The sequence below is a fragment of the Microbacterium sp. gxy059 genome (genome assembly GCF_050958665.1).
Taxonomy (GTDB): Bacteria; Actinomycetota; Actinomycetes; order Actinomycetales; family Microbacteriaceae; genus Microbacterium.
In genome coordinates, this window is sequence record NZ_JAMXWT010000002.1 from 182,943 (window position 1) to 206,163 (window position 23,221).

The 23,221-nt window shown below is 72.4% G+C and carries 24 protein-coding genes and 2 tRNA genes; 17 read left to right on the top strand and 9 right to left on the bottom strand.

Annotated features, from left to right (window positions below; genetic code table 11):
• Positions 1 to 33: 33 nt before the first annotated feature.
• A complete protein-coding gene (locus NHL53_RS02430) occupies positions 34 to 1,725 on the top strand; it encodes a long-chain-fatty-acid--CoA ligase (RefSeq protein WP_433774795.1) in 1,692 nt (563 codons plus the stop codon).
• Here NHL53_RS02430 and NHL53_RS02435 read toward each other — a convergent pair whose 3' ends face one another.
• On the bottom strand, positions 1,726 to 2,163 hold the full coding sequence (locus tag NHL53_RS02435) for a MarR family winged helix-turn-helix transcriptional regulator (protein WP_433774797.1): 438 nt from the start codon (positions 2,161 to 2,163) through the stop codon (positions 1,726 to 1,728). It lies immediately after the preceding gene.
• Between the two features lie 43 nt (positions 2,164 to 2,206).
• On the opposite strand from NHL53_RS02435, the gene NHL53_RS02440 reads away from it, so the two are divergent.
• The 8 genes from NHL53_RS02440 to NHL53_RS02475 are packed head-to-tail and all read left to right on the top strand — an operon-like array spanning position 2,207 to position 9,163.
• Positions 2,207 to 2,431: a hypothetical protein gene (locus tag NHL53_RS02440; RefSeq protein ID WP_433774799.1), complete on the top strand. Its 225-nt coding sequence runs from the start codon at positions 2,207 to 2,209 to the stop codon at positions 2,429 to 2,431.
• 9 nt (positions 2,432 to 2,440) lie between these two features.
• Positions 2,441 to 2,740 carry an Asp-tRNA(Asn)/Glu-tRNA(Gln) amidotransferase subunit GatC gene (gatC, locus tag NHL53_RS02445; protein ID WP_433774801.1) on the top strand — a complete coding sequence of 100 codons (300 nt, stop codon included), beginning with the start codon at positions 2,441 to 2,443 and terminating at the stop codon, positions 2,738 to 2,740.
• Between the two features lie 2 nt (positions 2,741 to 2,742).
• Positions 2,743 to 4,254: an Asp-tRNA(Asn)/Glu-tRNA(Gln) amidotransferase subunit GatA gene (gene gatA, locus NHL53_RS02450; RefSeq protein WP_433774803.1), complete on the top strand. Its 1,512-nt coding sequence runs from the start codon at positions 2,743 to 2,745 to the stop codon at positions 4,252 to 4,254.
• Positions 4,254 to 5,768, top strand: a complete 1,515-nt coding sequence (gatB, locus tag NHL53_RS02455) for an Asp-tRNA(Asn)/Glu-tRNA(Gln) amidotransferase subunit GatB (protein ID WP_433774805.1) — start codon at positions 4,254 to 4,256, stop codon at positions 5,766 to 5,768. The genes gatA and gatB overlap by 1 nt, the downstream gene beginning before the upstream one ends.
• 10 nt (positions 5,769 to 5,778) lie before the next feature.
• Entirely contained in the window at positions 5,779 to 6,939 is a 1,161-nt protein-coding gene (locus NHL53_RS02460) for a glycoside hydrolase family 3 N-terminal domain-containing protein (protein WP_433774807.1), read from the top strand.
• Positions 6,940 to 6,978: 39 nt separating this feature from the next.
• The gene (gene dinB, locus NHL53_RS02465; RefSeq protein ID WP_433774808.1) at positions 6,979 to 8,241 is read left to right on the top strand and encodes a DNA polymerase IV; all 1,263 of its coding nucleotides are present in this window, start codon (positions 6,979 to 6,981) and stop codon (positions 8,239 to 8,241) included.
• Between the two features lie 41 nt (positions 8,242 to 8,282).
• Positions 8,283 to 8,609, top strand: coding sequence for a hypothetical protein (locus NHL53_RS02470; RefSeq protein WP_433774810.1), 327 nt, complete (start codon positions 8,283 to 8,285; stop codon positions 8,607 to 8,609).
• Positions 8,588 to 9,163, top strand: a complete 576-nt coding sequence (locus NHL53_RS02475) for a hypothetical protein (protein WP_433774812.1) — start codon at positions 8,588 to 8,590, stop codon at positions 9,161 to 9,163. The genes NHL53_RS02470 and NHL53_RS02475 overlap by 22 nt, the downstream gene beginning before the upstream one ends.
• A gap of 16 nt (positions 9,164 to 9,179) precedes the next feature.
• On the opposite strand, the gene NHL53_RS02480 is transcribed toward NHL53_RS02475, so the two are convergent.
• Genes NHL53_RS02480 through NHL53_RS02490 form a run of 3 tightly spaced genes read right to left on the bottom strand, consistent with a single transcriptional unit; the run spans position 9,180 to position 10,266 of the window.
• Positions 9,180 to 9,680, bottom strand: a complete 501-nt coding sequence (locus NHL53_RS02480) for a DUF2017 family protein (protein WP_433774814.1) — start codon at positions 9,678 to 9,680, stop codon at positions 9,180 to 9,182.
• The gene (clpS, locus tag NHL53_RS02485) at positions 9,677 to 9,985 is read right to left on the bottom strand and encodes an ATP-dependent Clp protease adapter ClpS (protein WP_433774816.1); all 309 of its coding nucleotides are present in this window, start codon (positions 9,983 to 9,985) and stop codon (positions 9,677 to 9,679) included. The genes NHL53_RS02480 and clpS overlap by 4 nt, the downstream gene beginning before the upstream one ends.
• Complete coding sequence (locus tag NHL53_RS02490; protein WP_433774977.1) at positions 9,985 to 10,266, bottom strand: metallopeptidase family protein; 282 nt, start codon at positions 10,264 to 10,266, stop codon at positions 9,985 to 9,987. Before NHL53_RS02490 ends, clpS begins: the two co-directional genes overlap by 1 nt.
• 291 nt (positions 10,267 to 10,557) lie before the next feature.
• Between NHL53_RS02490 and NHL53_RS02495 the strand changes: the two genes are divergently transcribed.
• The 5 genes from NHL53_RS02495 (at position 10,558) to NHL53_RS02515 (ending at position 17,472) form a co-directional block, all read left to right on the top strand.
• Complete coding sequence (locus tag NHL53_RS02495; protein ID WP_433774818.1) at positions 10,558 to 11,979, top strand: basic amino acid/polyamine antiporter; 1,422 nt, start codon at positions 10,558 to 10,560, stop codon at positions 11,977 to 11,979.
• A gap of 35 nt (positions 11,980 to 12,014) precedes the next feature.
• Positions 12,015 to 12,701, top strand: coding sequence for an esterase/lipase family protein (locus NHL53_RS02500; protein WP_433774820.1), 687 nt, complete (start codon positions 12,015 to 12,017; stop codon positions 12,699 to 12,701).
• A gap of 318 nt (positions 12,702 to 13,019) precedes the next feature.
• Complete coding sequence (locus NHL53_RS02505; RefSeq protein WP_433774822.1) at positions 13,020 to 13,865, top strand: DUF4132 domain-containing protein; 846 nt, start codon at positions 13,020 to 13,022, stop codon at positions 13,863 to 13,865.
• Complete coding sequence (locus NHL53_RS02510; protein WP_433774824.1) at positions 13,862 to 16,831, top strand: hypothetical protein; 2,970 nt, start codon at positions 13,862 to 13,864, stop codon at positions 16,829 to 16,831. Before NHL53_RS02505 ends, NHL53_RS02510 begins: the two co-directional genes overlap by 4 nt.
• Positions 16,832 to 17,061: 230 nt before the next feature.
• Positions 17,062 to 17,472, top strand: coding sequence for a VOC family protein (locus NHL53_RS02515; protein WP_433774826.1), 411 nt, complete (start codon positions 17,062 to 17,064; stop codon positions 17,470 to 17,472).
• A gap of 55 nt (positions 17,473 to 17,527) precedes the next feature.
• On the opposite strand, the gene NHL53_RS02520 is transcribed toward NHL53_RS02515, so the two are convergent.
• The 4 genes from NHL53_RS02520 to NHL53_RS02535 form a co-directional block, all read right to left on the bottom strand.
• Positions 17,528 to 18,022, bottom strand: coding sequence for a GNAT family N-acetyltransferase (locus tag NHL53_RS02520; RefSeq protein WP_433774828.1), 495 nt, complete (start codon positions 18,020 to 18,022; stop codon positions 17,528 to 17,530).
• A gap of 154 nt (positions 18,023 to 18,176) precedes the next feature.
• Positions 18,177 to 18,252 (bottom strand) — tRNA-His (locus NHL53_RS02525).
• A 37-nt stretch (positions 18,253 to 18,289) separates the two neighbouring features.
• Positions 18,290 to 18,919: an oligoribonuclease gene (gene orn / locus NHL53_RS02530; protein ID WP_433774830.1), complete on the bottom strand. Its 630-nt coding sequence runs from the start codon at positions 18,917 to 18,919 to the stop codon at positions 18,290 to 18,292.
• Between the two features lie 35 nt (positions 18,920 to 18,954).
• Positions 18,955 to 19,026: transfer RNA gene (locus NHL53_RS02535), tRNA-Arg, on the bottom strand.
• A gap of 149 nt (positions 19,027 to 19,175) precedes the next feature.
• Between NHL53_RS02535 and msrA the strand changes: the two genes are divergently transcribed.
• The 3 genes from msrA to ettA all read left to right on the top strand — a co-directional run bounded on the left by msrA (position 19,176) and on the right by ettA (position 22,143).
• Positions 19,176 to 19,721 carry a peptide-methionine (S)-S-oxide reductase MsrA gene (gene msrA / locus NHL53_RS02540; protein WP_433774832.1) on the top strand — a complete coding sequence of 182 codons (546 nt, stop codon included), beginning with the start codon at positions 19,176 to 19,178 and terminating at the stop codon, positions 19,719 to 19,721.
• A 143-nt stretch (positions 19,722 to 19,864) separates the two neighbouring features.
• The gene (locus NHL53_RS02545) at positions 19,865 to 20,395 is read left to right on the top strand and encodes a single-stranded DNA-binding protein (RefSeq protein ID WP_433774834.1); all 531 of its coding nucleotides are present in this window, start codon (positions 19,865 to 19,867) and stop codon (positions 20,393 to 20,395) included.
• Between the two features lie 65 nt (positions 20,396 to 20,460).
• Positions 20,461 to 22,143, top strand: coding sequence for an energy-dependent translational throttle protein EttA (ettA, locus tag NHL53_RS02550; RefSeq protein WP_433774837.1), 1,683 nt, complete (start codon positions 20,461 to 20,463; stop codon positions 22,141 to 22,143).
• 152 nt (positions 22,144 to 22,295) lie between these two features.
• Here the strand turns inward: ettA and NHL53_RS02555 are convergent, their stop codons facing one another.
• Complete coding sequence (locus NHL53_RS02555) at positions 22,296 to 23,195, bottom strand: glycine betaine ABC transporter substrate-binding protein (protein ID WP_433774839.1); 900 nt, start codon at positions 23,193 to 23,195, stop codon at positions 22,296 to 22,298.
• Positions 23,196 to 23,221 lie beyond the last annotated feature (26 nt).

A 23,221-nucleotide genomic window follows, 5' to 3' on the forward strand; every position in this document is an offset into this window, starting at 1 on the left:
GCTCCCGCCGTGCGCGGCCCGTAGCATTGTCGGGTGACATCGACGTTCGACCCGCCTCGTCCCTGGGTGAGCTCCTACGCCCCCGGAGTGCCCGCTGACCTCGGCCCGCTGTCGGGATCCCTCATGGATCTCGTGGCCGCCTCCGCCGCCGACTATCCCGACGCCCCGGCCCTCGAGTTCTTCGGGCGCGCGACGACGTACGCCCAGCTCGCCGAGGCGATCGACCGCGCGGCGGCGGGCCTGTGGGCGCAGGGCGTGCGCGCGGGCGACCCGGTCGCGATCATCCTGCCGAACTGCCCGCAGCACATCGTCGCGTTCTACGCGGTGCTGCGCCTCGGCGCGATCGTCGTCGAGCACAACCCCCTCTACACCGCCCGTGAGCTGCGCAAGCAGTTCGAGGATCACGGCGCGGCGCACGCCATCGTGTGGAGCAAGGTGGCCCACGTGCTGCAGGAGTTCCCGGACGACCTGGCGCTCGACACGCTCATCTCCGTCGACGTGACGAAGGGCATGCCGCGGGCGATGCGGCTCGCGCTCCGGATCCCCCTGCCGCCGCTCGCCGAGAAGCGCCGGCAGCTCACGACGAGCGTGCGCGGCGCCGTGTCGTGGGAGCTCGTCGTCGCGTCGGATCCGATCGCGGCCGACCACCCGGGCCCGTCGACGGACGACATCGCGATCATCCAGTACACGAGCGGCACGACGGGCGACCCGAAGGGCGCGACGCTCACGCACCGCAACCTGCTGGCGAACGCCGCGCAGGCGCGCGCGTGGACCCCCGAGGTCGGCCGCGGCGAGGGCACGGTCGTCTACGCGGTGCTGCCGATGTTCCATGCGTACGGGCTGACGCTGTGCCTCACCTTCGCGATGTCCCAGGCGGCGCGTCTCGTCCTGTTCCCGAAGTTCGATCCCGACATGGTGCTCGCCGCCGCGAAGCGGCACCCCGCGACGGTGCTGCCGCTCGTGCCGCCCATCGCCGAGCGGCTCCTGGCGCGGGCGAAGGAGAAGGGCGTCTCGCTCGCCGGGACCGGCATCGGGGTGTCCGGGGCGATGGCCCTCGACGACGCGCTCGTCACGCCCTGGGAGGCGGAGACCGGCGGCATGCTCGTCGAGGGGTACGGGCTCTCCGAGTGCTCGCCCGTCATCGCGGTCAACCCCGTGTCGGACGCGCGCCGGGCCGGATCGATCGGGCTGCCCCTGCCGGGCACGGAGTGCCGCGTCGTCGATCCCGAGGAGCCCACGCGCGACGTCGCGCCGGGCGAGGCGGGGGAGCTCCTCGTGCGCGGGCCCCAGGTGTTCGGCGGCTACTACGGCCGGCCGGAGGAGACCGAGCGGGTGTTCGTCGACGGGTGGTTCCGCACGGGCGACGTGGTCGAGATGGACGAGCGCGGCTTCTTCTCCGTCGTCGACCGGATCAAGGAGCTCATCATCACGGGCGGCTTCAACGTGGCGCCGACCGAGGTGGAGATCGCGCTGCGTCAGCATCCCGCGATCGCCGACGCGGCGGTCGTGGGCCTGCCGGGCAGGAACGGCGAGGAGGTCGTCGCGGCGGTCGTGCTCGACGGTCAGCCGGACTTCGAGCCGGAGGAGGTGCGCGACTTCGTCAAGCGCGTCCTGACGCCTTACAAGGCTCCGAGGCGCTTCGTCGTCGTCGACGAGCTGCCGAAGTCGATGATCGGCAAGGTCATGCGGCGCACCGTGCGGGAGAGGCTCCTCGAGGAGGGCTGATCACCCGCTCCAGCGGGAGAACGGCGCGAGGGCGTCGCGCAGGGCGGCGATCTGCTCGGGCGCGGTGCCCGTCGCGGCCATGACCTGGGAGGGCACGTCGAGCGCGCGTTCGCGCAGCTCGCGCCCGGCGTCGGTGAGCGTGATGTCGAGTCGTCGCTCGTCTCCCTGCCGTCGCTCGCGTCGGACGAGCCCGTGCTGCTCGAGACGCTTGACGAGGGGGGACGCCGTCGCCGGCTCGAGCGACAGCGCGTCGGCGAGGTCGCGCAGGCTCCGGGGGCTGTCCTCCCAGAGCGCGAGCATGACCAGGTACTGCGGATGCGTGAGCCCGAGCGGCTCGAGGATCGGGCGGTAGATGGACACGACGTTGCGCGCGGCCGTGACGAGCGCGAAGCAGAGCTGGTTGTCGAGCTTCAGGAGATCGTCCCGCGGATCCGTCATGCTCCGATCCTAGTGCGCACGAAAAGTTCGTACACTAATCCTTATGACGAAGAAGAAGCCGCTGCGAGAGCGGATCCGCGAGGCGGGTGGGTTCTACCACTGGTTCAACTCCCGCCTCATCCGGTTCGCCGGGCCGCCCCAGGTGGGCCCGTACGGCCCGGATGTCCCTCCGCCGTGCGGCCGGTGCGGTCAGGCGAAGAGCGCGCACGAGGAGACCGCCGACGGCGCGCTCCGCTGCCCCGAGGGAGCACCGACCGACGCCGCGTAGACTGGGGGCGTGTCTGACATCACCCCCGATCTCGTGCGCCATCTCGGCGTGCTCGCCCGGATCCAGCTGACCGACGAGGAGGTGACCAGCCTCACCGGCGAGCTCGGCGCGATCGTCGAGAGCATCCGCAAGGTGAGCGAGGTCGCCACCGACGACGTCGCCGCGACGAGCCACCCGATCCCGCTGAAGAACGTGTTCCGCGACGACGAGCCCGGCGACATGCTGACGCTCGAGGAGGCGCTGAGGAACGCGCCGGACGCCGAGGACGGACGCTTCCGCGTGACCGCGATCCTGGGGGAGGAGCAGTGACCATGAGCGACATCACCCGTCTCACCGCGGCCGACCTCGCGGCGAAGCTCCGCTCGGGCGAGGTCTCGAGCGCCGAGGCGACCCGCGCCCACCTCGACCGCATCGCGCAGGTCGACGGCGACGTGAGCGCCTTCCTCCACGTCAGCGACCACGCCGTGTCGCAGGCGGAGGAGATCGACGCCCGCCGCGCGGCGGGCGAGGAGCTCGGAGAGCTCGCCGGCGTGCCGCTCGCCGTCAAGGACGTGCTCGTCACGACCGACATGCCGTCGACCTCGGGCTCGAAGATCCTCGAGGGCTACATGTCGCCCTACGACGCGACCGTCGTCGAGCGCGCTCGCGCGGCGGGCCTCGTCGCCCTCGGCAAGACGAACATGGACGAGTTCGCGATGGGCTCCTCCACCGAGCACTCCGCATACGGCCCCACCCGCAACCCGTGGGATCTCGACCGCATCCCCGGCGGCTCGGGCGGCGGATCGGCCGCGGCCGTCGCCGCCTTCGAGGCGCCCCTCGCGCTCGGCTCCGACACGGGCGGATCCATCCGCCAACCGGCGCACGTGACGGGCACCGTCGGGGTCAAGCCCACCTACGGCGGCGTCAGCCGGTACGGCGCGATCGCCCTCGCGTCGAGCCTCGACCAGATCGGCCCCGTCACCCGCACGGTGCTCGACGCCGGTCTGCTGCACGACGTGATCGGCGGCCACGACCCGCACGACGCGACCTCGCTCGCGACCGACTGGCCGTCGTTCGCCCAGGCCGCCCGCGAGGGCGCGAGCGGCGAGGTGCTGAAGGGGCTGAAGGTCGGAGTCGTCTCCGAGCTCCCGGACGCCGCGTTCCAGCCCGGCGTCGCGGCGTCGTTCCGCGCGTCGCTCGCGCGCCTCGAGGCGGCGGGCGCCGAGATCGTCGAGATCAGCGCCCCGCACCTCGAGTACGCGGTCGCGGCCTACTACCTCATCCTCCCCGCCGAGGCGTCGAGCAACCTCGCGAAGTTCGACTCCGTGCGCTTCGGCCTGCGGGTCGAGGGCGGGGGGACGGTGGAGGACGTCATGTCCGCCACCCGCGAGGCGGGCTTCGGCCCCGAGGTCAAGCGCCGCATCATCCTCGGCACCTACGCGCTGTCCGCGGGCTACTACGACGCCTACTACGGCAGCGCCCAGAAGGTGCGCACGCTCATCCAGCAGGACTTCGCACGCGCGTTCGCGGGGGTCGACGTCATCGCGACCCCGACGGCGCCGACGACGGCCTTCCGCCTCGGCGAGAAGCTCGACGACCCGCTGGCGATGTACGCCAACGACCTCACGACGATCCCCGCGAACCTCGCAGGGATCCCCGGCATCTCGGTCCCCTCGGGCCTCGCGGAGGAGGACGGGCTGCCCGTCGGCATCCAGTTCCTCGCGCCCGCCCACGAGGACGCCCGCCTCTACCGCGTGGGCGCCGCGCTCGAGACGCTGCTGACGGATGAATGGGGAGGCGCCCTGCTCGATCGGGCGCCCGAGCTCACGGGAGGGGCGCGCTGATGGCCGCCGCCAAGCTGATGGACTTCGACCGCGCGCTCGAGCTGTTCGAGCCGGTGATCGGGCTCGAGGTGCACATCGAGCTGAACACGAAGACGAAGATGTTCTCGGCGGCGGGCAACCCCGCCAACGAGGAGTTCCACGGCGCCGAGCCGAACACGCTCGTCGCGCCCGTCGACCTCGGCCTGCCCGGCTCGATGCCCGTCGTGAACCGCGAGGCCGTGCTCGGCTCGATCCGCCTCGGCCTCGCGCTCGGCTGCTCGATCGCGCCATCGAGCCGGTTCGCCCGGAAGAACTACTTCTACCCGGACCTCGGCAAGAACTACCAGATCAGCCAGTACGACGAGCCCATCGCCTTCGAGGGATCCGTCGAGGTGGAGCTCGAGGACGGCGAGATCGTGGTCGTGCCGATCGAGCGCGCGCACATGGAGGAGGACGCGGGCAAGCTCACGCACGTGGGCGGATCCGCCGGCCGCATCCAGGGCGCCTCGTCGTCGCTCGTCGACTACAACCGCGCGGGGGTCCCTCTCGTCGAGATCGTCACGAAGCCGATCTTCGGGGCCGAGCACCGCGCGCCGGAGCTCGCGAAGGCGTACCTCGGGACGATCCGCGACATCGCCCGCTCCCTCGGCATCTCCGAGGCGCGCATGGAGCGCGGCAACGTGCGCTGCGACGCGAACGTGTCGCTGCGCCCGCGCGGGGCGGAGAAGCTCGGCACGCGCACCGAGACGAAGAACGTCAACTCGATGCGCTCCGTCGAGCGCGCCGTGCGCTACGAGATCCGCCGTCAGGCCGCGATCCTCGCAGGCGGCGGCGTCATCACGCAGGAGACCCGCCACTGGCACGAGGACACGGGGGAGACCTCGCCGGGACGCCCGAAGTCGGACGCCGACGACTACCGCTACTTCCCCGAGCCCGACCTGCTGCCGGTCGCGCCGAGCGCGGAGCTCGTCGAGGAGCTGCGCGGGACGCTGCCCGAGGCGCCCGCCGCACGTCGCCGTCGGCTGCGCGAGGAGTGGGGCTTCACCGCTCTCGAGTTCCAGGACGTCGCCAACGGCGGCCTGGTGGACGCCGTCGAGGCGACCATCGCGTCCGGCGCCGCTCCCGGCGCGGCGCGCAAGTGGTGGACGGGCGAGATCACGCGCATCGCCAACGCGCGCGAGGCCGAGCCCGCCGACCTCGTCAGCCCCGCGCACGTCGCCGCGCTGCAGAAGCTCGTCGACGAGGGCGTGCTCACCGACAAGCTGGCTCGCCAGGTGCTCGAGGGCGTCATCTCGGGCGAGGGCGACCCGCGGCAGGTCGTCGACGCCCGCGGCCTCGCGGTCGTCAGCGACGACGGGGCGCTCATCGCCGCCATCGACGAGGCGCTCGCGGCGCAGCCCGACGTGCTCGAGAAGATCCGGGGCGGCAAGGTCCAGGCGGCCGGAGCCATCATCGGCGCCGTCATGAAGGCGATGAGGGGTCAGGCCGACGCGGCGCGCGTGCGCGAGCTCATCCTGGAGCGCGCGCAGGCGTAGTCTCGTGCCCATGCACAGGAGGCGGCCGCTGCTCATCGGGGTGGCGGCCGCCTCTGTCGTCCTCGCGGGGTGCGCGCCGTCCGCGGAGAGCGGGGAGGCGCCTGGCGCGCCGCCCGCAGAATCCGCATCGCCGGCGCCTGAGACCTCCGAGACGCCCGATCCGGAGACGCGCGGGGCGGAGGAGATCGTCGCGGAGATGACGCTCCGCGAGCGCGCCGAGACGGTGGTGATGGGATACGTGCCCGGCACCGACCCCGGGGCGATGGCCGCCGGGAGCCCGCAGGCTCTCATTCTGATGGGAGACAACGTCCCCGACGCCCCGGAGGCGCTCGCGGAGCTCACCGCGCGCGTCTCGGAGAGCGCATCGCCCGCTCCGCTCATCGCGATCGACCAGGAGGGCGGCGTCGTCTCCCGTCTGCCATGGGACGACCTCCCCTCCGCAGGAGAGCTGCAGGGTGCCTCGCCCTCGGCCGCCGCCGACGCTTTCGCCCAGCGCGCCGAGCTCGTCGCCGATGCGGGCGCGACCATCAGCTTCGGTCTCGTCGCCGACGTGCCGCGCAGCGAGGGGTCGTTCATCTTCGAGCGCTCGTTCGGCACGGATCCGGGGGCCGTCGCCGACCGGGTGGCGGCCGTCGTGGAGGCGGAGAGGGGAACGGTCGCGACGACCCTCAAGCACTTCCCCGGACACGGCGCGGCCGAAGGCGACTCGCACGAGGCGATCCCCTCGACCGACCTCGACGAGCAGACCTGGCGCGAGACCGACGCGGTGCCGTTCCAGGCGGGCATCGATGCCGGCGCGGAGCTCGTGATGGCCGGGCACCTCCGGTTCACCGCGATCGACCCGGACGCGCCCGCCTCCCTGTCGAGCCGCTGGTACGAGATCCTCCGGGACGAGCTCGGGTTCGACGGCGTCGCCGTGACGGACGACCTCGGGATGCTCCTCTCCTCCGGCGACAAGCGGTACGCCGACCTCGCGCAGGACGCCGTGCTCGCGCTCGCCGCCGGCGCGGATCTCGCGCTCGTCATCGCCGGATCCACCCCCGAGACGCCCGCGCAGGTCGCCGACGCGATCGCGGCCGCGGTCGAGGGAGGCGAGCTCCCCGAGGAGCGGCTCGACGAGGCGGCGACGCGGGTGATGCAGCTGCGTCTCGATCTCGATCCCGAGCTCTGATCGCGCGCGAGGGCCGCCCGCGCGCGGGAGAATGGATCCGTGGGACGACAGGACGGCACCGGGCGGCTCGTGTCGCGCGACGGCGCGGATGACGAGGGCGCGACGATCCTGCACGCCGACATGGACGCCTTCTACGCGTCCGTCGAGGTGCGCGACGACCCCTCGCTCGCGGGGAAGCCGATCGTCATCGCCCACCGCGACGGGCGCTCTGTCGTCTCGAGCGCGTCGTACGAGGCGCGCCGGTTCGGCGTGCGCTCCGCGATGCCGCTCGGCCGCGCGCTGGCGCTCTGCCCGCACGCTGTCGTCGTGCCGCCCCGCTTCGAGGCCTACCGCGAGACGTCGTCGCGGGTGATGGACGTGTTCCGCGGGGTGACCCCGCTCGTCGAGCCGCTGTCGATCGACGAGGCCTTCCTCGATGTCGCGGGCGTGCGGCGCCTCTGGGGTCCGCCGGGGGACGTGGCGCGGCTCGTGCGCCGACGCGTGCGCGAGGAGACGGGCATCGTCTGCAGCATCGGGGCGGCCGCGACGAAGCACGTGGCGAAGATGGCCTCGACGCTGTCCAAGCCCGACGGCCTGCTGATCGTCCCGGCCGCCCGCACGCAGGAGTTCCTCGATCCGCGTCCGGCCGGCGCCATGTGGGGCGTCGGGCCGAAGGCGGCGGAAGCCCTCGCCTCGCGGGCGATCCGCACCATCCGCGACGTGCGCGAGACGCCCGTCGGGGTGCTCGCGCGCATCGTCGGGCAGGCGCAGGCCGCCAGGATCCACGACCTCGCGCACGGCAGGGATCCCCGCGGCGTCGAGACGCAGCGGATCGAGAAGAGCGTGTCGCACGAGGAGACCTTCCACGAGGACGTCTCGGACGTCGGGCTGCTGCGCGCCGAGCTGCTGCGGCTCGCCGACCGCGTGGCGGTGCGGCTGCGGCGGGGAGGGGTGGAGGCGGCGGGCGTCGCGATCAAGGTGCGATACGCCGACTTCACGACCGTCACGCGCTCGCAGACCCTCGCCGAGCCGACCGCGGTCGGCCAGCGGATCGGCCGGGCGGCGCGGGATCTCTTCGACGCGCTCGACCTGCGCGGTGCGGTCCGCCTCGTCGGGGTCCGCGCGGAGCGGCTCCTGCCCGCGGGGTCGTCGGCTCCGGCGCTGTGGGACGAGGACGGCGAGTGGAAGCAGGTCGAGGGCGCCCTCGACCGGGCGAGCGAGCGCTTCGGCGCAGGGGCCGTCACACGGGCCGCGTTCCTGGCGTCCCGGGATCGGGACCGCCACGTGCCGACCCACGCCCGCCCGCCCGAGGATTCGGACTGACGCGCGCGTCGCGCGGGCGCGAATCGGGGTACCGTGGGGCCATGCCCAACATCGCGATCGAACTCGGCAAGCTCTCGTCCAACCTCGGCGTCACCGCGGCGTACGGGGAGCAGCAGGATCTCGACGGCGTGAAGGTGCTGCCCGTCGCGGCCGCGTGGTCGGGATTCGGCGGCGGATCCGATGAGGCCGGCAACGGCGGAGGCGGCGGCGGCGGATTCTCCGTGCCCGTCGGCGCGTACATCCGCCGCGGCTCCGAGTTCCGCTTCGCGCCGAACGTGGTGACGCTGCTCGCGGTGCTCACGCCCTTCGTGTGCGTCGCCGGCCGCGCGCTCGGCTACGTCATCAAGTGCCTGAAGAAGCGCCGCTGACCGTTCCGCCCGCCGCGAGCGCCGTCGTCGAGACGGCGCTCGCGGCGGTGCGAGAGGCGGGCGTCGCCGCTCCTCGGATCGTCATCGACGGCCGCAGCGGAGCGGGCAAGACGACGGTGGCGCGCGCCCTCGCCGCCGCGTGGCCGGGCGCGTGCCGGCTCGTCTCTCTCGACGAGTTCTATCCGGGCTGGTCGGGGCTCCGCGAGGGATCGCGCATCGCGGCCGGGCTGCTCGCAGCACACGCCTCGGGGCGGACGGGCCGATACCGCCGGTGGGACTGGGAGCGCGGCGTCTGGGACGCCGAGGGCGACCCGGTCGATCCTGCCGTGCCGCTCGTCGTCGAGGGGTGCGGAGCGCTCAGCGTCGCGGCGGCGCGGCACGCGACGGCATCGATCTGGATGGACGGCGACGCCGGTCTGCGTCGCGAGCGCGCGCTCGCGCGGGACGGAGAGGGGTTCGAGCCCTTCTGGGACATGTGGGCGGACCAGGAGAGCGCGCACATCCGGCGCGAGGATCCGCAGGCGCTCGCGACGACCGCGATCACGGCCTGCTGAGGAAGCAGGCGCCGGATCAGTCCTGGTCGCCGTCCTCGCGCTGCTCGGCGACCTGGATGAGGCCCTCGAGGCGGTAGCCGAGCCAGTTGTACAGCGCGACGCGAGGATCCTCCTCGTCGCGCTCGGCGTCGTCGTCGGACGCGATGCCGAGGCGGCTCGCGAGCACGAGACGCAGGGCGGCGAGAGTGCGCAGCCACGGGTCGAGGTGCTCCGCGGCGATCGCGACGTCGACGGGGGAGAGCGCCTCGTCGAGCTCCGCCTTCTCGATGCGGTCGAGGTCGGCCGACACGGTGGCGGCATCGTGGGCGCGCCGCCCGAGCAGCTCGCTGCGGGTGACGTGGCGGAAGTCGGTCGAGGCGTCGGGGTCGTCGGGGTACGCGTCGGGCGTGAGACGCTGCACGGCGGGGTCGCCCGCGGTCGGCTGCTCCGTCACGAGCTCGGAGAACTGTCCGACCAGGTCGCGCAGGTGCGTCGCCTCGATGCGGGTGAGGGTGAGGATCACGAGCGGGTCGCTCATCGGGGGGCCTTTCTCACGGTGGCCCAGAGGCCGTAGTCGTGCATCGCCTGCGCGTGCAGCTCCATCTGCTCGCGGGCGCCCTCCGCGACGACCGCGTGGCCGTCGTGATGCACCCGCAGCATGAGCTCGGTCGCCTTCTCGGGGGAGAACCCGAAGTACTCGCGGAACACCCGCGCGACGTAGCTCATGAGGTTCACCGGGTCGTCCCAGACGACCGTCTGCCAGGGGCTCGCGGGAGACGGCGCCTCGGCGCGCTCCGTCTCCTCGTCCCGCACGGGCGAGGCGAACACGGCGTGCGCGCCCATCAGGCCCACCCCAGCTCGTGCAGCCGCTCGTCGTCGATCCCGTAGAAGTGGGCGATCTCGTGGACGAGGGTGGTGTGCACCTCGTCGCGCAGCTCGTCGAGCGTCTCGCACTGGGCGAGGTGCGGCTCGCGGTAGACGATGATGCGATCGGGCAGCTCGCCCGAACCGTAGCGCTCGCGCTCGGTGAGGGCGAATCCGTCGTAGAGGCCGAGGAGGTCGAGGGATCCGTCCTCGGGGCGGTCCTCGACGACGAAGATCACGTTGTCGAGGCCGTCGATCATGTCGTCGGGGAGGGCGTCGAGCTCGGAGACGACGAGCGCCTCGAACCGCTCCGCGTCGAGATCGAGCGCGGCGTCCGTCCGGTCGTCCTGCTGCTCCTGCACGTGATCCACCCTATCGCCCGGCGCCTCCGGGAGGCCCGGACGCCGCGGGCCGGGCCGGGGCGGGATCCGCTCCTCCTGCCGTCCCAGCGGTTCGGCAGGAGGAGCCGCGTAGTGTTCTGCCCGCGCGAGAACGGCCGAGGCGTCCGCCGCCGCGCGAGCTGACGGACACCCGGCGAGAAGGAGCCCTCCATGGCGCAGAGCGCGCAGGCGCCGTCGCGCGCGACCGTCTCGCTCGTCGGGCTCATGGCGATGGTCGTGGGATCGATGATCGGCGCGGGCGTCTTCTCGCTTCCGCAGCGCTTCGCCTCCTCGACGGGCATCGCCGGGGCGCTCGCGACCTGGGCCGTCGCCGGGGCGGGGACGCTGGCGATCGCGCTGGTGTTCCAGCGGCTCTCGACGCGCCGCCCCGACCTCGACGCCGGCATCTACACCTACGCCCGCACGGGATTCGGCGAGTACGTCGGCTTCCTCTCTGCGGCCGGCTACTGGGCGAGCTCGTGCATCGGCAACGTCACCTACTGGGTGCTCATCATGTCGACGCTCGGCCAGTGGATCCCGGCGCTCGGCGCGGGAGACACGCCCCTCGCGATCGCGTGCTCCTCCGTCGGGCTGTGGCTCTTCTTCCTGCTCGTGCGCGCGGGGGCGACGCAGGCCGCCGCCGTGAACCGCATCGTGACGGTCGCGAAGATCATCCCCATCGTCGTGTTCCTCGCCGTCGCGGCGGCGGCGCTCGACCCCGCGGTCCTCGCCGAGAACTGGCGCAGCGGCCCCGAGGCGGGGACCTTCTTCGAGCAACTGCGCGGCACGATGCTCCTCACGGTGTTCGTCTTCCTCGGCATCGAGGGGGCGAGCGTCTTCTCGCGGCACGCTCGGCGCCGGTCGGACGTGGGTCGGGCGACGGTCCTCGGCTTCCTCACGGTCCTCTCGCTCTTCGCCGCCGTGACGGTGGTCTCCTACGGCGTGCTCCCGCGCGAGGAGATCGCCCGTCTCCAGGAGCCCTCGATCGCGGGCGTCATGGAGGCCGTCGTCGGGCCGTGGGGCGCGGTCTTCATCGCGGCGGGGCTCATCATCGCCGTGCTCGGCGCGTACCTGTCGTGGACGCTCATGGCGGCCGAGGTGATGTTCGCGGCCGCGAACGACGGGGTGATGCCCCGCGTGCTCGGCAGGGAGAACCGTCGCGGGGCTCCGGGGAACGCGCTGCTGATGAGCACGCTCCTCGCCCAGGTCGTGCTGATCCTGACCGTCTTCGCGGAGGACGCCTTCGCGTTCGCCCTCGACATGACGGCGGTGATGGCGCTGTTCCCGTTCCTCCTGACCGCGCTCTTCCTGCTGCGCATCAGCGGGGTGCGTCCCCGGGCGGCGCACCGCGGCGACGCGGCGATCGCGCTCGCGGCGAGCGCGTACGCGATGCTCCTGCTCGCCTCGGCGGGCGTCGAGCTGGCGCTGCTCGCGTCGCTCTTCGCGGCGCCGATGACGCTGCTGTACGTCTGGACCAGGCGGCAGAGAGGACGGCGCCCGTTCCGCACGGGGGAGGTGGCGCTGTTCGCCGGGATCGCGCTGACGGCGGTCGTCGTCGTGTGGGCTCTCGCGACCGGGCGCCTCGCGATCTGACGCGCGTCCTCCGCGCGGTCCCGTAGATTCGACGCATGCCGAAGCCGAGCGGACGCGTGCGCATCGGGCTCGAGCGCGCCGCGGCGCGAGCCGTCGACTACGGCTGGTCGCTGCGGGAGATCGGCGCGGGGATCCTCCGTCCGCGGATGCCGCCGGAGTTCGCCGCGGGAGAGCGCGCTCCCGTGCTGCTCCTGCCTGGCGTCCTCGAGAACTGGACGATGATGCGCCGGATCGCCCGGAGCCTCCACGCGGCGGGCCACCCCGTGCACGCGCTTCCGGAGCTGAGGCGCAACACCGTCTCCGTTGCGGAGGCGGCGGATCTCGGATCCGCGTTCCTCGCAGCGGGAGCGCTCGAGGGGGTCGTCCTCGTCGCGCACAGCAAGGGCGGCCTGATCGGCAAGCTCATGATGCTCGAGGACGACGGGCGGCGCATCGACCGGATGGTCGCCATCGCCACGCCGTTCGCGGGCTCGACGCTCGCCCGCCTCGTGCCGCACCGCACGATCCGCGCCCTGCGTCCCGATGACGCGACGATCCTCGACCTCGCCGCGCGCCGCGACGTCGACGCCCGGATCACCTCGATCTTCCCGCGCTTCGACCCGCACATCCCCGGCGGCTCCCGCCTCGAGGGCGCGACGAACGTCGAGATCGACGCCGCCGGCCACTTCCGCGTGCTGGGAGATGACGCGGTCCTCGCCGCTGTCCACGCGGCGGCGGACTGAGGGTCCGCGCGGTGCGCCACCGCTCGGCGGGCGAGAGGGCGGGGCTGCTCCTCGATGATCAGCTCGGCCGCGGCGCGGCGGATCTCCTCGCGTCGACCTGCGGGGCCCCTGGGGGCGTCGTGTCGGTCATGCGACCTCGTCTCGGTGCGGATGCACCGGCGCATCTGCGCCGAAGGCTGTGAGGGCATGGACCCGTCGCACTGAGGGCCCGCGGGCGTCTCCGCGGCGTGTGGCATTCTGGCACGGATCAGCCGCAGGCATCCGCGCGACCCCGAACGGGGCGAGGAGCGGAGTGACCGAGAGGATCCCATGGCCTGGATGACCGTCTCCACCGGACACGAGATCACCCTGCGCGACGGTGCGATCGTCGCGCGCAGCGCCGCGGGCCGCGAGCTGAAGTCGGTTCCCGTCGCTGTGCGGAAGACAGAGGAGCACGCGCAGCTCGACGCGCTGCGCGGGTTCCTCGCTCGGCACGACGAGGAGGCGGGAGCGACGGTGCAGGGGTGGCTGCTCGGATCCGAGCCGGTGAGCCGCCTCCTCCTCGCGGAGGTCTGGACCGATCCCGTGTGGCGCAGCTGGCTCGCGGACCTCGTCGTCACGGAGGCCGATGTCGCCGCGCCGCGCACCGGCTTCCTCCGCGCGGCGGACGCCGATGGGCTCGGCGTCGTCGACCTCGACGGCGACTCCGTGCGGCTCGCCGCCGACGCCGTCCTGCTGCCGCACCCCGCTCTGATCGACGATCTCGACGAGCTCCGCGCGTCCGCCGCCGATCTGGGGATCGAGCAGCGGTTCGACCAGCTGTTCCGCGACGTGCACGCCCGGCCCGAGGATCCGCCCGCGGGCGTCGACCGCGTCGACGACTGCGCCGGGGGAGAGTTCGCGGAGCTGCGGCACGCCACGGCGCGCGCCGTGGCGGCGGGATACCGCATCCGGGGCGGCTTCGCGGTCGTCCGCGTCGCGGAGGGCGGCCGCACCGTCACCGCCGCGTACTGGGTGGGAGCCGAGCACCCCGAGGCGCCCACGATCACGGGGCATCTCCAGTGGACGGCGGACGGCGCGCGCCTGCCGCTCGGCGACGTCGGCCCCGTCGCCTGGTCGGAGGGGATGCGGATGGCCGCGCACATCTTTGCGGGCCGCACGATCGAGCAGGAGGAGGAGCGATGAGCGTGCGCCCCGTCGAACAGGTCCCCGTCGCCGCCCGCGCCTCCGCGCATCCCGTGTTCGAGGACGTGCGCGTCGTGCGCCTCGTCCAGGAGCCGCTCGTGGAAGCCTCGGATGCCGAGCTCGCCGCGGTGGGCCTCGTGCCCGCTGAGAACGCCACGGGATCCGCGCCGCCCGTCGTGGGCCGCGCCCCCGCGCGGGCCGTCGGGTTCCCGGCGTGGCCGATCCTCACCGATCCGGACAACGCGCCGCACGCGCTCGCCCTCGTGGGGGACCTGCGCCGCATCGAGCGCCGCGCCGGATCGAAGCCGGGCGCGGCCGCCCAGCTCGCGCTCGACGCGGCAGAGACCCTCGACGGCACGGCCCCGCACTTCCTCCCCACCTTCTACGAGGAGGTCGCGCGGATCTTCCTCACCCACGACCAGCCCGCTCAGGCGGGCCGCTTCTTCAGCCGTGCCCGCGACGTCGAGCGCACCCACGCCCTGGCGATCGACGAGGCGCGCCACCGGCAGGCGCTCCTCGAGTTCGCGCTCGCGGGCGCGCTCCCCGTAAAGGCCCTCACGGCGGAGTCGAAGGATCTCCCGAGCCGGATGGCGCCCGCCGACGCGCTGGAGGAGTTCCTCACCCTGCTCATCGAGCGCACTCGCGCCGGCCTCGCTCCCTACGCCGGCGCCATCGCCGACCTCGGGCGGCTCATCCGCGGGGCGAAGCTCTCCGCGCCGGAGCGCGCGCAGACCGAGGCGAGGCTCTTCGACGCGCTCCTCGACGCCCCGGCGCTGCAGCGGGCCGCGGCGGGGTTCTGGAAGAGCGCGAGGGATCCGCTCGGCGCCTATCTCGCCGCGCGTCCGGACGCCGCAGACGCGCTCTTCTCCGAGATCCCCGCCGAAGCCGAGCCCGCCGACTGGCTCGACCTCGTCGAGCGCAGCGGCGCCGCGGATCGGCTGCGCGACGGCTCCGCGGATCCGGTCGTCTGGATCGAGGGCTTCCTCGCGCACGTCGCCGCATGGGGGACGAAGCACCGATCCGCGCCCGACTCCGCGCGGGGGACGGAGAAGCTCGTCGCGCTGATCGAGACACTGCCCGACCTCGACGGCGCGCGCCTGACGGTGCCCGCCGCGATCGACCGCATTCCCGTGCGTGTGCTCGACGCGATCCTGGACCGCGGCGCGTCCACGCTGCACGTGGCCGAGCCGCGTCGTCTCTCCGACAGCGATCGCGCCCTCGACATGGAGGGGTGGCTCGCAGACGACGCCCGCCTGCCCCTGGACCGGCTGGCGGCGGATCCGGAGATGCGCGTCCGCGCGGCGCTCGCGCTCCTGCCCGAGCCCGGGCATCGGCGTTCGGGACCGCCGCGGGCGAACCCCGCTCTCGTCCGCGCGCTCGCGCAGAGCCCGAGCGGCCGGGCCGTCATCGCCCAGGCGCTGGAACCGGACTGGAGCAGCGATGCGCACCTGCGGAGCCGGTGGATGCCGGATGCCCGGCAGACGCGCTCGCCCTCGCGAGAGCGCGGGGAGGGCCTGCTCTCCGCCGATCGCGCGGGGAGGCGCCGCCCCACGCTCGCCCAGGCGCACGCCCGTCTTCCCCGGCTGTCCGCGCTTCTCGCCCCGGACCTCCTGGGCCTTCTCGAGGACGCGTGCCCGGAGGCGATCGCCGCCCTCCGGCGCGACTACGACCCCGCGCGCCTGACGGCGAGCGCCCTGCGCCAGGGCCTGCGGACGGAGCTGACCTGGCCCGCGTTCGAGGCCGCGTACGCCGAGCTGGCGCGCGCGCACGCGTCGGACGACGGACCGCCGAGCGGCGTCGGCGGTCCCGTCGAGGCGTTCCCCGCCGTGGGGCTGTGGACGACGGAGGGACGCGTGGTGTTCGTCGACGGAGCGCGCCGCGTCGCCGAGCACGTGTTCGACGCGCCGCGGGGCGACGAGTACCGCGACTTCTCGTTCGCTCTCTCGGACGGGCGGATCCTCTTCTCCGTCAAGCGGTCCGTCCGAGGGAAGACGCAGACGGTGCTGCGCTGGTCGCACCAGGATCGCGAGGGCGTGCTCGACGGCGGGGACTGGCGTGCGTGGAACTCCGACGAGAGCATGTCGATCGTCGTCCCGGGCGGCCGCCTCACCGACGTGGGGCTGCTGCGCGCCGGCGAGATGATGCTTCCCGAGAAGCAGCGGGCGGGTGCGGTCGTCCACGACGACGGCGCCTTCGCCACAGGGGCGGGCCTCGCGCTCGACCCGGAGACGGGCGAGATCGGGGCGAAGCGCTGGCCCGACGCGATCGCGGAGCTGCTCGCCCCGCACGACGCCGAGGGGTACGTCGTGCACGCGGTGCGGTGGCAGCCGGTCACAGAGACCACCGCCGACTCGCTGTTCGATACGCACGACGGTCGGCACGCGACCGTCGTGCTCGCCCGCAGCCGCTCCGAGGGGCGCCTGCGGGGAGTGACCGACGAGCGCATCATCCACGCCGACGGATCCGTCGACGATCTGCCGGACGCGGAGCGCATCGGCGCCGGGCGTCTCGTGCGTCCGGGCGGAGGCCACTGGGACGTGCTCGACTGGCACGAGCAGTTCGCCGACGACGAGGGGTTCGTCGTCCCCACCTCGCTGACCCGCTGGGGCACCCCGCACGCGGTCCACCGCACCAGCCTGGCGGGGATCCATCAGCTGAGGGTGCGCGACGCGGCCGTGAGCGCGCGCATGCGGACGCTCACGGAGACCGACGTCGCGCCGCTGGCCGACGCGGCCCGCGCGTGGGTGAGCGGGATCGACGCGGATCTGCTCCCCGGGCCGCAGGATCTCTTCCAGGCCCCGGCGGAGCGCACCCTTCCCGACGAGCTCATCGCGCAGGCCGCGGCGGTGCTCGGCACGGACGACCCCGCGCTGACCGAGGCGGCCGCGTGGGTCGCGGCGGAGGCGGCGGCCGTCGCGGAGCGCAGTGGGCTCGCCGTCGACTCGCGGGAAGAGGAAGGGCCGTGACCGGTCGCCGTCGCTCTTCGCCGACGCGGAGCCTTCCGCCGCACTCCTGCACGGACGCGTGATCCGCGAGCTGCCTCCACGATCCTCGCGTCCCTTCACGCGCGCGGAGATCGTCGAGCTCACCGCGCGTCTGCGGCTCGGCGCGGGAGAGCGGACCGCGCCGTACTGAGGTCGAGCAGGTCGCGCCCGACCGGTGGAAAGCGGATCGCGCGACCCCTACGGTGAGGGGCATGCCTCTTCTGGACCATCTCGGGATCTCCGTCGTCGACCTCGAACGCGGGCGCGAGCAGTTCGATCCGGTGCTCCGCGCCCTCGGCTACGAGCGGTTCGACGCCGACGGCAGCACGGCGTGGAGCGTCGGCGACGAGTCGGAGTTCATCATCTTCGGCGCGCGGGGCGAGGACGCGCCGCCGCACGCGCACGGCGAGGTCGGCTGGCAGCATCTCGCCTTCGCCGTCGACTCCCGCGACGACGTGGATCGCCTGCACGCCGTCGCGATGGACGCGGGCTGGACGGCCGTGCGCGACCCGAAGACGTACCCGCGGTTCTCCGAGCGCTACTACGCGTCGTTCGTCGAGGACGACAGCGGCATCCGCATCGAGTTCATGCACAACCCGCCGAAGGAGGCCGCCGTAGGCTGAGCGCCCTCGGGCCGTCCCGAATCGCGGATCGAACGCCCCGGTCGACGAGACGGCGTCAGAGCAGGGCGAGCGCCCAGACCCGCGTGCGCAGCACGACTCCGCGGAAGGGGACGTCCCGTTCCCCGAGGTCGTCGAATCCGGCGCCCCGGCAGAGGGCATTGGACGCGGCGTTGTCCACGGAGGGGTGGGCGAACAGGCGCTCCCGCGGCGGCGCCTCGTCCGCGATGAGCGGGATGAGCGCGCGGACGGCCGTGCCGGCGACGCCCTTCCCCTGCCACCGCGGCAGCACGTTCCACCCCGTCTCGTACGCGGCCTCGCCGTCGTGGTCGATCGGCCAGAAGCCGATGCCGCCCGCGGGCTCGCCATCGGCTTGGATGGCGTACATCCGCGCCCCCTCGCTCCCATCGAGCCGCAGATAGCGCTGGTGGCGTCGACGGATCTCCTCGTCGCTCTCCGGACCGCCGAGATGGCGCGTCATGGGCGCGGTGTTGGCCGCGATCAGGAGCGGGAGGTGCTGCGGAGCCCAGGGCGCCAAGGTCACATCGGTCACGACGACAGGCTATGCCGCACCTCTGACACCCGAAGACGGCGTCTCAGCGCACCGGCGACACGCCGCGCGATCCGCGGGCGCGGGGCGACGCGCCCACCTGGGGTCGACGCGAGAAGCGGATCAGCCCCAGCATCGAGATGCTGGGGCTGATGAGTGGGGTGGCTAACCGGGCTTGAACCGGCGACCTCCTGGACCACAACCAGGCGCTCTACCGACTGAGCTATAGCCACCGTGGCCGCGCCGTGACGCGGCAACCCGACTATCTTGTCACAGGTTCGGAGCGAACTCGCTCACGACATTCTCAGCAATCGCCTTGACCTCGTCGGTCGTCGGGCCGGGCTCGGGGAGGAACGCCGCGCGGCGGTAGTAGCGCAGCTCGCGGATCGACTCGAGGATGTCGGCGAGGGCGCGATGGCCGCCGTTCTTCTCAGGCGCGTTGAAGTACACGCGGGGCATCCAGCGGCGTGCGAGCTCCTTGATGCTGGAGACGTCGACGTTGCGGTAGTGCAGGAAGCCGTCGAGCTCGGGCATGTACTTCGCCAGGAACATGCGATCCGTTCCGATCGTGTTGCCGGCGAGCGGAGCGCGGCGCTCCTGGCCGACGAAGCGGCGCACGTAGGCGAGCACCTGGTCCTGGGCCTCGGCGAGCGGCACGCCGTCCGGGATCTCTCGGTCGAGCCCGCTCGTGCGGTGCATGTTCGTCACGAACTCGTTCATGTTCGCGAGCGCGGCGTCGCTCGGGCGGATCACGATCTGCAGCCCGGGGTCGAGGATCCGCAGCTCGAAGTCGGTGACGACGACGGCGATCTCGACGAGCTCGTCGACGGCGGGGTCGAGACCCGTCATCTCGCAGTCGATCCAGACGAGCCGATCGTTCTCGGACGCACCTGCAGCCATCTCGGGCCTCTCCTCGTGTTCGCGATAGGACGGAGTCCCCCCGGAGAGATTCGAACTCCCGACCGTCGGATTAGAAAGCCGCTGCTCTTCCACTGAGCTACGAGGGGTGAGCGGGGCGGAAGCGCCGCGAGCCGCCAGACCAGGGTAGCGCCCTCCGCTCCGCGCGCGCCGGAGCCGGGCGCCCCACGCGGGCGTACCGTGGGAGGGAGGCGCCCGGTTCCGGGCGCGGCGCAGATACGCGAGGAGCGGGATCGACATGCAGACGTTCGTGCTGGCCGGGGGATGCTTCTGGTGCCTGGACGCGGCCTACCGCGCCCTCCGCGGCGTGGAGGAGGTCGTCTCGGGGTACACCGGAGGAGCCGCGGCGAGCCCCACCTACGCGCAGGTCTGCACGGGGACGACGGGGCACGCGGAAGCCGTTCGGGTGACGTTCGATCCCGAGGTCATCCCGGCCGAGGTGATCCTCGACGCGTTCTTCACGATGCACGACCCGCGTCAGCTGAACCATCAGGGCGCAGACAGGGGCACGCAGTACCGCTCGGCCATGTTCCCGGAGGATGAGGCGCAGCGCGAGCTGTTCGAGACCGCGCGGCGCCGCGCGAGCGATCTGTGGGATGCGCCGATCGGCACGCGAGAGGGCGAGATCGTCACGACGATCGAGCCGCTCGGGGTCTTCTGGGACGCCGAGGAGGACCACCAGGACTTCTTCGCCAAGAACCCGGGCCAGGGCTACTGCCTCGCCGTGGCCGTGCCGAAGGTCAACAAGGTCCGCGCGCGCTTCGGCGAGTACGCCCGGGCCTGATCCCGCCCGACTCCGCCTCCACAGCCGCGGATCCGCCGGATCCGTTCCCCTTTCGGCCGATCCGGCCTGCGAACAGGCCTGCGGACGGGCCAGCCTGGCCTCACCCGGTCGAAGCGCGGCTGGGCGAGGCGAAAGGGAAGAGCATGTCCGACAGCATCACCGTCATCGGAAACATCGCGGAGCACCCGATGCTCATGACGAGCAGCACCGGCTCCCCGTACACGCGGATCCGCATCGCGAGCCCCAGCAGGCGCCGGGATCCGCGCACGGGGGAGTGGCGGGACGCGGCGCCCAACTGGTACTCGGTCGTGCTGTTCCGCGCGCTCGCCGAGAACGCGGTCTCCTCGCTCGAGAAGGGGCAGAGGGTGATCGTGACCGGCAAGCTGAACGTCGAGCGGTGGGAGCGCGACGAACGCTCCGGCACGCACGTCGAGATCCTCGCCGACGGCATCGGACCCGATCTCCGCTTCGGCACGGCGCGGTTCGCCCGAGCGGTCGCTCAGGCGAGCGCCGAGCGGCCGGCGGACGACCAGGCGCCGTCGGGGGCCGCCGCCCCGCAGGCGTCCGACGCGCGCGCCGCCGCTCCGCCGAGCGAGTGGGCCGCGCCGGGTGAGGAACGGGCGACGAGCGAGACGCCGGAGCACTCGCTCGAGGACGCCCCGGTCCCGTACTGATCCGGGCGCGGCGCACCCGCCCGATCCGCCTTTTCCCGGGCGATCGCCGTAGACTGAGCGGCAACATGGCTGAGTACATTTTCCAGATGGTCCGGGCCCGCAAGACCGTGGGCGACAAGGTGATCCTCGACGACGTCTCGATGTCGTTCTTCCCGGGGGCGAAGATCGGCATGGTCGGCCCGAACGGCGCCGGAAAGTCGACGATCCTGAAGATCATGGCGGGTCTCGACCAGCCCTCGAACGGCGAGGCGACGCTGACGCCGGGCTTCACGGTCGGCATCCTCATGCAGGAGCCCGAGCTCGACGAGTCGAAGACCGTGCTCGAGAACGTCGAGATGGGCGTCGCCGACATCAAGGGCAAGATCGACCGGTTCAACGAGATCTCCGCCGAGATGGCGAACCCCGACGCCGACTACGACAAGCTCCTCCCCGAGATGGGCGAGCTGCAGGAGGCGATCGACGCCGTCGACGGCTGGGAGCTCGAAGGGCAGCTCGAGCAGGCGATGGACGCCCTGCGCACGCCCCCGGGCGACGCGCAGGTCGCTCATCTGTCGGGAGGCGAGAAGCGCCGCGTCGCGCTCTGCAAGCTGCTCCTCGAGAAGCCCGACCTGCTGCTCCTCGACGAGCCCACCAACCACCTCGACGCCGAGAGCGTGCTGTGGCTCGAGCAGCACCTGCAGCAGTACCCGGGCGCCGTCATCGCGATCACGCACGACAGGTACTTCCTCGATCACGTCGCCGAGTGGATCGCCGAGGTCGACCGCGGCCGCCTCATCGGCTACGAGGGCAACTACTCGACCTACCTCGAGAAGAAGGCCGAGCGCCTCGACATCCAGGGCAAGAAGGACGCGAAGCTCCAGAAGCGCCTGAAGGACGAGCTCGAGTGGGTGAAGTCGAACGCGAAGGGGCGCCAGGCCAAGTCGAAGGCGCGCCTCGCCCGCTATGAGGAGATGGCCGCGGAGGCCGAGCGCACCCGCAAGCTCGACTTCGAGGAGATCCAGATCCCGCCGGGGCCGCGTCTCGGCAACCTCGTGATCGAGGCCAAGAACCTGCAGAAGGGCTTCGACGGCCGCACGCTCATCGACGGGCTCAGCTTCAGCCTGCCGCCGAACGGCATCGTCGGCGTCATCGGCCCGAACGGCGTGGGCAAGACGACGCTGTTCAAGACGATCGTCGGCCTCGAGCCGCTCGACGGCGGCGAGCTGAAGATCGGCGAGACCGTGAAGCTCAGCTACGTCGACCAGTCGCGCGGCGGCATCGACCCCGAGAAGACGCTCTGGGAGGTCGTCTCGGACGGGCTCGACATCATGATGGTGGGCAAGACCGAGGTTCCCTCGCGCGCCTACGTCTCGAAGTTCGGCTTCAAGGGCCCGGATCAGCAGAAGAAGGCCGGCGTGCTCTCGGGCGGCGAGCGCAACCGCCTGAACCTCGCGCTGACGCTCAAGCAGGGCGGCAACGTGCTGCTCCTCGACGAGCCGACCAACGACCTCGACGTCGAGACGCTGCAGTCGCTCGAGAACGCGCTGCTGGAGTTCCCGGGATGCGCCGTGGTCGTCACCCATGACCGGTGGTTCCTCGACCGCATCGCGACGCACATCCTCGCCTACGAGGGGACCGACGAGGACCCCGCGAAGTGGTACTGGTTCGAGGGCAACTTCGAGTCGTACGAGCAGAACAAGATCGAGCGTCTGGGTCCGGACGCGGCGCGCCCGCACCGCACGACCCACCGCAAGCTCACGCGCGACTGAGCCGAGAGGTGCCCGAGCTTGCTCGGGCACCCGAGGCGACTGAGTGCGTCGACGAGCGAAGCGAGGACTACGCGCGACTGAGGTCGAGCGCACAAGACGACGGCGCGCCCCGAGGAGAGATCCTCGGGGCGCGCCGTCGTCTGCGCGGGGAGTCAGTCCGCGACGAGCGTGTCGTACGCGTCGGGGTTCTCCTCGATCCACTGCGCGACGGCGTCGGCCTCCTGGCCCTCGTCGTAGTCGTTGACGACGGTGTTCTCGAGCGAGCTCCACTGGTCGTCGTCGAGCACGAAGCCGGCGAAGTACTCCGCGGCCTCGGGGAACTCCTCGGCGAAGCCGGCGTGCGCGAAGGTGTGCATGGTCTCGGGCTCGCCCATCCCGCCCTTCGGGTCCTCGAGCTCCTTCAGGTCGAACGCCCCGTTGGCCCAGTAGGGCTTCCAGAGCGTCACGACGATGTCCTCCTCGTTCGCGATGCGCGCTTCGAGCTCCGTGAGCATCGCGGCCGTCGACGAGGTGACGAGCTCGAAGTCGCCGTCGAGCCCGTACTCGGGCATCGCGACCGTCTGCGTCTGCTCGGTGAGGCCCGCGCCCGACTCGATGCCGATGATCTCGCCGTCGAACATGTCGGGGTTCTCCGCGAGATCCTCGATCGAGTCGATGTCGGTGTAGGTCGGCACGGCGAGGAAGTTCTGCGCCTGATCGTAGAACGTGCCGAGATCCTCGAGATCGCCCTCGTACTGCTCCACGTACGTCGCGTGCGTCATGTCGGGCCACGCGGACGGGTAGATGTCGAGGTCTCCGTTGGCCAGGGCGGTGTAGACCACGCCGACCTCGGACAGCTCGGTGAGCTCCACCGAATAGCCGAGGCGCTCGAGCTGGTCCTGCGCGAGGAAGGCGGTCACGAGGGTGTCGGTGTAGGAGGGGATGTAGCCGATCGTGAGCTCCCCGAGAGAGTCGCCGTCCGACCCGCCGCCTCCGTCGCTCGAGCATCCCGCGAGCACGAGGGTCGCGGCCGCTCCGAGGGCGAGTGCTCCGGTCAGATGGCGCTTCGTCATGGGTCGTTCCTTTCCTCCCGCTCTCC

Bases quoted from the DNA above. Each gene is read 5' to 3' on its own strand.
- NHL53_RS02435 (WP_433774797.1), bottom strand. From the start codon at position 2,163: ATGACGGATCCGCGGGACGATCTCCTGAAGCTCGACAACCAGCTCTGC.
- NHL53_RS02440 (WP_433774799.1), top strand. From the start codon at position 2,207: ATGACGAAGAAGAAGCCGCTGCGAGAGCGGATCCGCGAGGCGGGTGGG.
- gatA (WP_433774803.1), top strand. From the start codon at position 2,743: ATGAGCGACATCACCCGTCTCACCGCGGCCGACCTCGCGGCGAAGCTC.
- gatB (WP_433774805.1), top strand. From the start codon at position 4,254: ATGGCCGCCGCCAAGCTGATGGACTTCGACCGCGCGCTCGAGCTGTTC.
- NHL53_RS02460 (WP_433774807.1), top strand. From the start codon at position 5,779: ATGCACAGGAGGCGGCCGCTGCTCATCGGGGTGGCGGCCGCCTCTGTC.
- NHL53_RS02470 (WP_433774810.1), top strand. From the start codon at position 8,283: ATGCCCAACATCGCGATCGAACTCGGCAAGCTCTCGTCCAACCTCGGC.
- NHL53_RS02480 (WP_433774814.1), bottom strand. From the start codon at position 9,680: ATGAGCGACCCGCTCGTGATCCTCACCCTCACCCGCATCGAGGCGACG.
- clpS (WP_433774816.1), bottom strand. From the start codon at position 9,985: ATGGGCGCGCACGCCGTGTTCGCCTCGCCCGTGCGGGACGAGGAGACG.
- NHL53_RS02490 (WP_433774977.1), bottom strand. From the start codon at position 10,266: ATGATCGACGGCCTCGACAACGTGATCTTCGTCGTCGAGGACCGCCCC.
- NHL53_RS02495 (WP_433774818.1), top strand. From the start codon at position 10,558: ATGGCGCAGAGCGCGCAGGCGCCGTCGCGCGCGACCGTCTCGCTCGTC.
- NHL53_RS02500 (WP_433774820.1), top strand. From the start codon at position 12,015: ATGCCGAAGCCGAGCGGACGCGTGCGCATCGGGCTCGAGCGCGCCGCG.
- NHL53_RS02505 (WP_433774822.1), top strand. From the start codon at position 13,020: ATGACCGTCTCCACCGGACACGAGATCACCCTGCGCGACGGTGCGATC.
- NHL53_RS02510 (WP_433774824.1), top strand. From the start codon at position 13,862: ATGAGCGTGCGCCCCGTCGAACAGGTCCCCGTCGCCGCCCGCGCCTCC.
- NHL53_RS02515 (WP_433774826.1), top strand. From the start codon at position 17,062: ATGCCTCTTCTGGACCATCTCGGGATCTCCGTCGTCGACCTCGAACGC.
- orn (WP_433774830.1), bottom strand. From the start codon at position 18,919: ATGGCTGCAGGTGCGTCCGAGAACGATCGGCTCGTCTGGATCGACTGC.
- msrA (WP_433774832.1), top strand. From the start codon at position 19,176: ATGCAGACGTTCGTGCTGGCCGGGGGATGCTTCTGGTGCCTGGACGCG.
- NHL53_RS02545 (WP_433774834.1), top strand. From the start codon at position 19,865: ATGTCCGACAGCATCACCGTCATCGGAAACATCGCGGAGCACCCGATG.
- ettA (WP_433774837.1), top strand. From the start codon at position 20,461: ATGGCTGAGTACATTTTCCAGATGGTCCGGGCCCGCAAGACCGTGGGC.
- NHL53_RS02555 (WP_433774839.1), bottom strand. From the start codon at position 23,195: ATGACGAAGCGCCATCTGACCGGAGCACTCGCCCTCGGAGCGGCCGCG.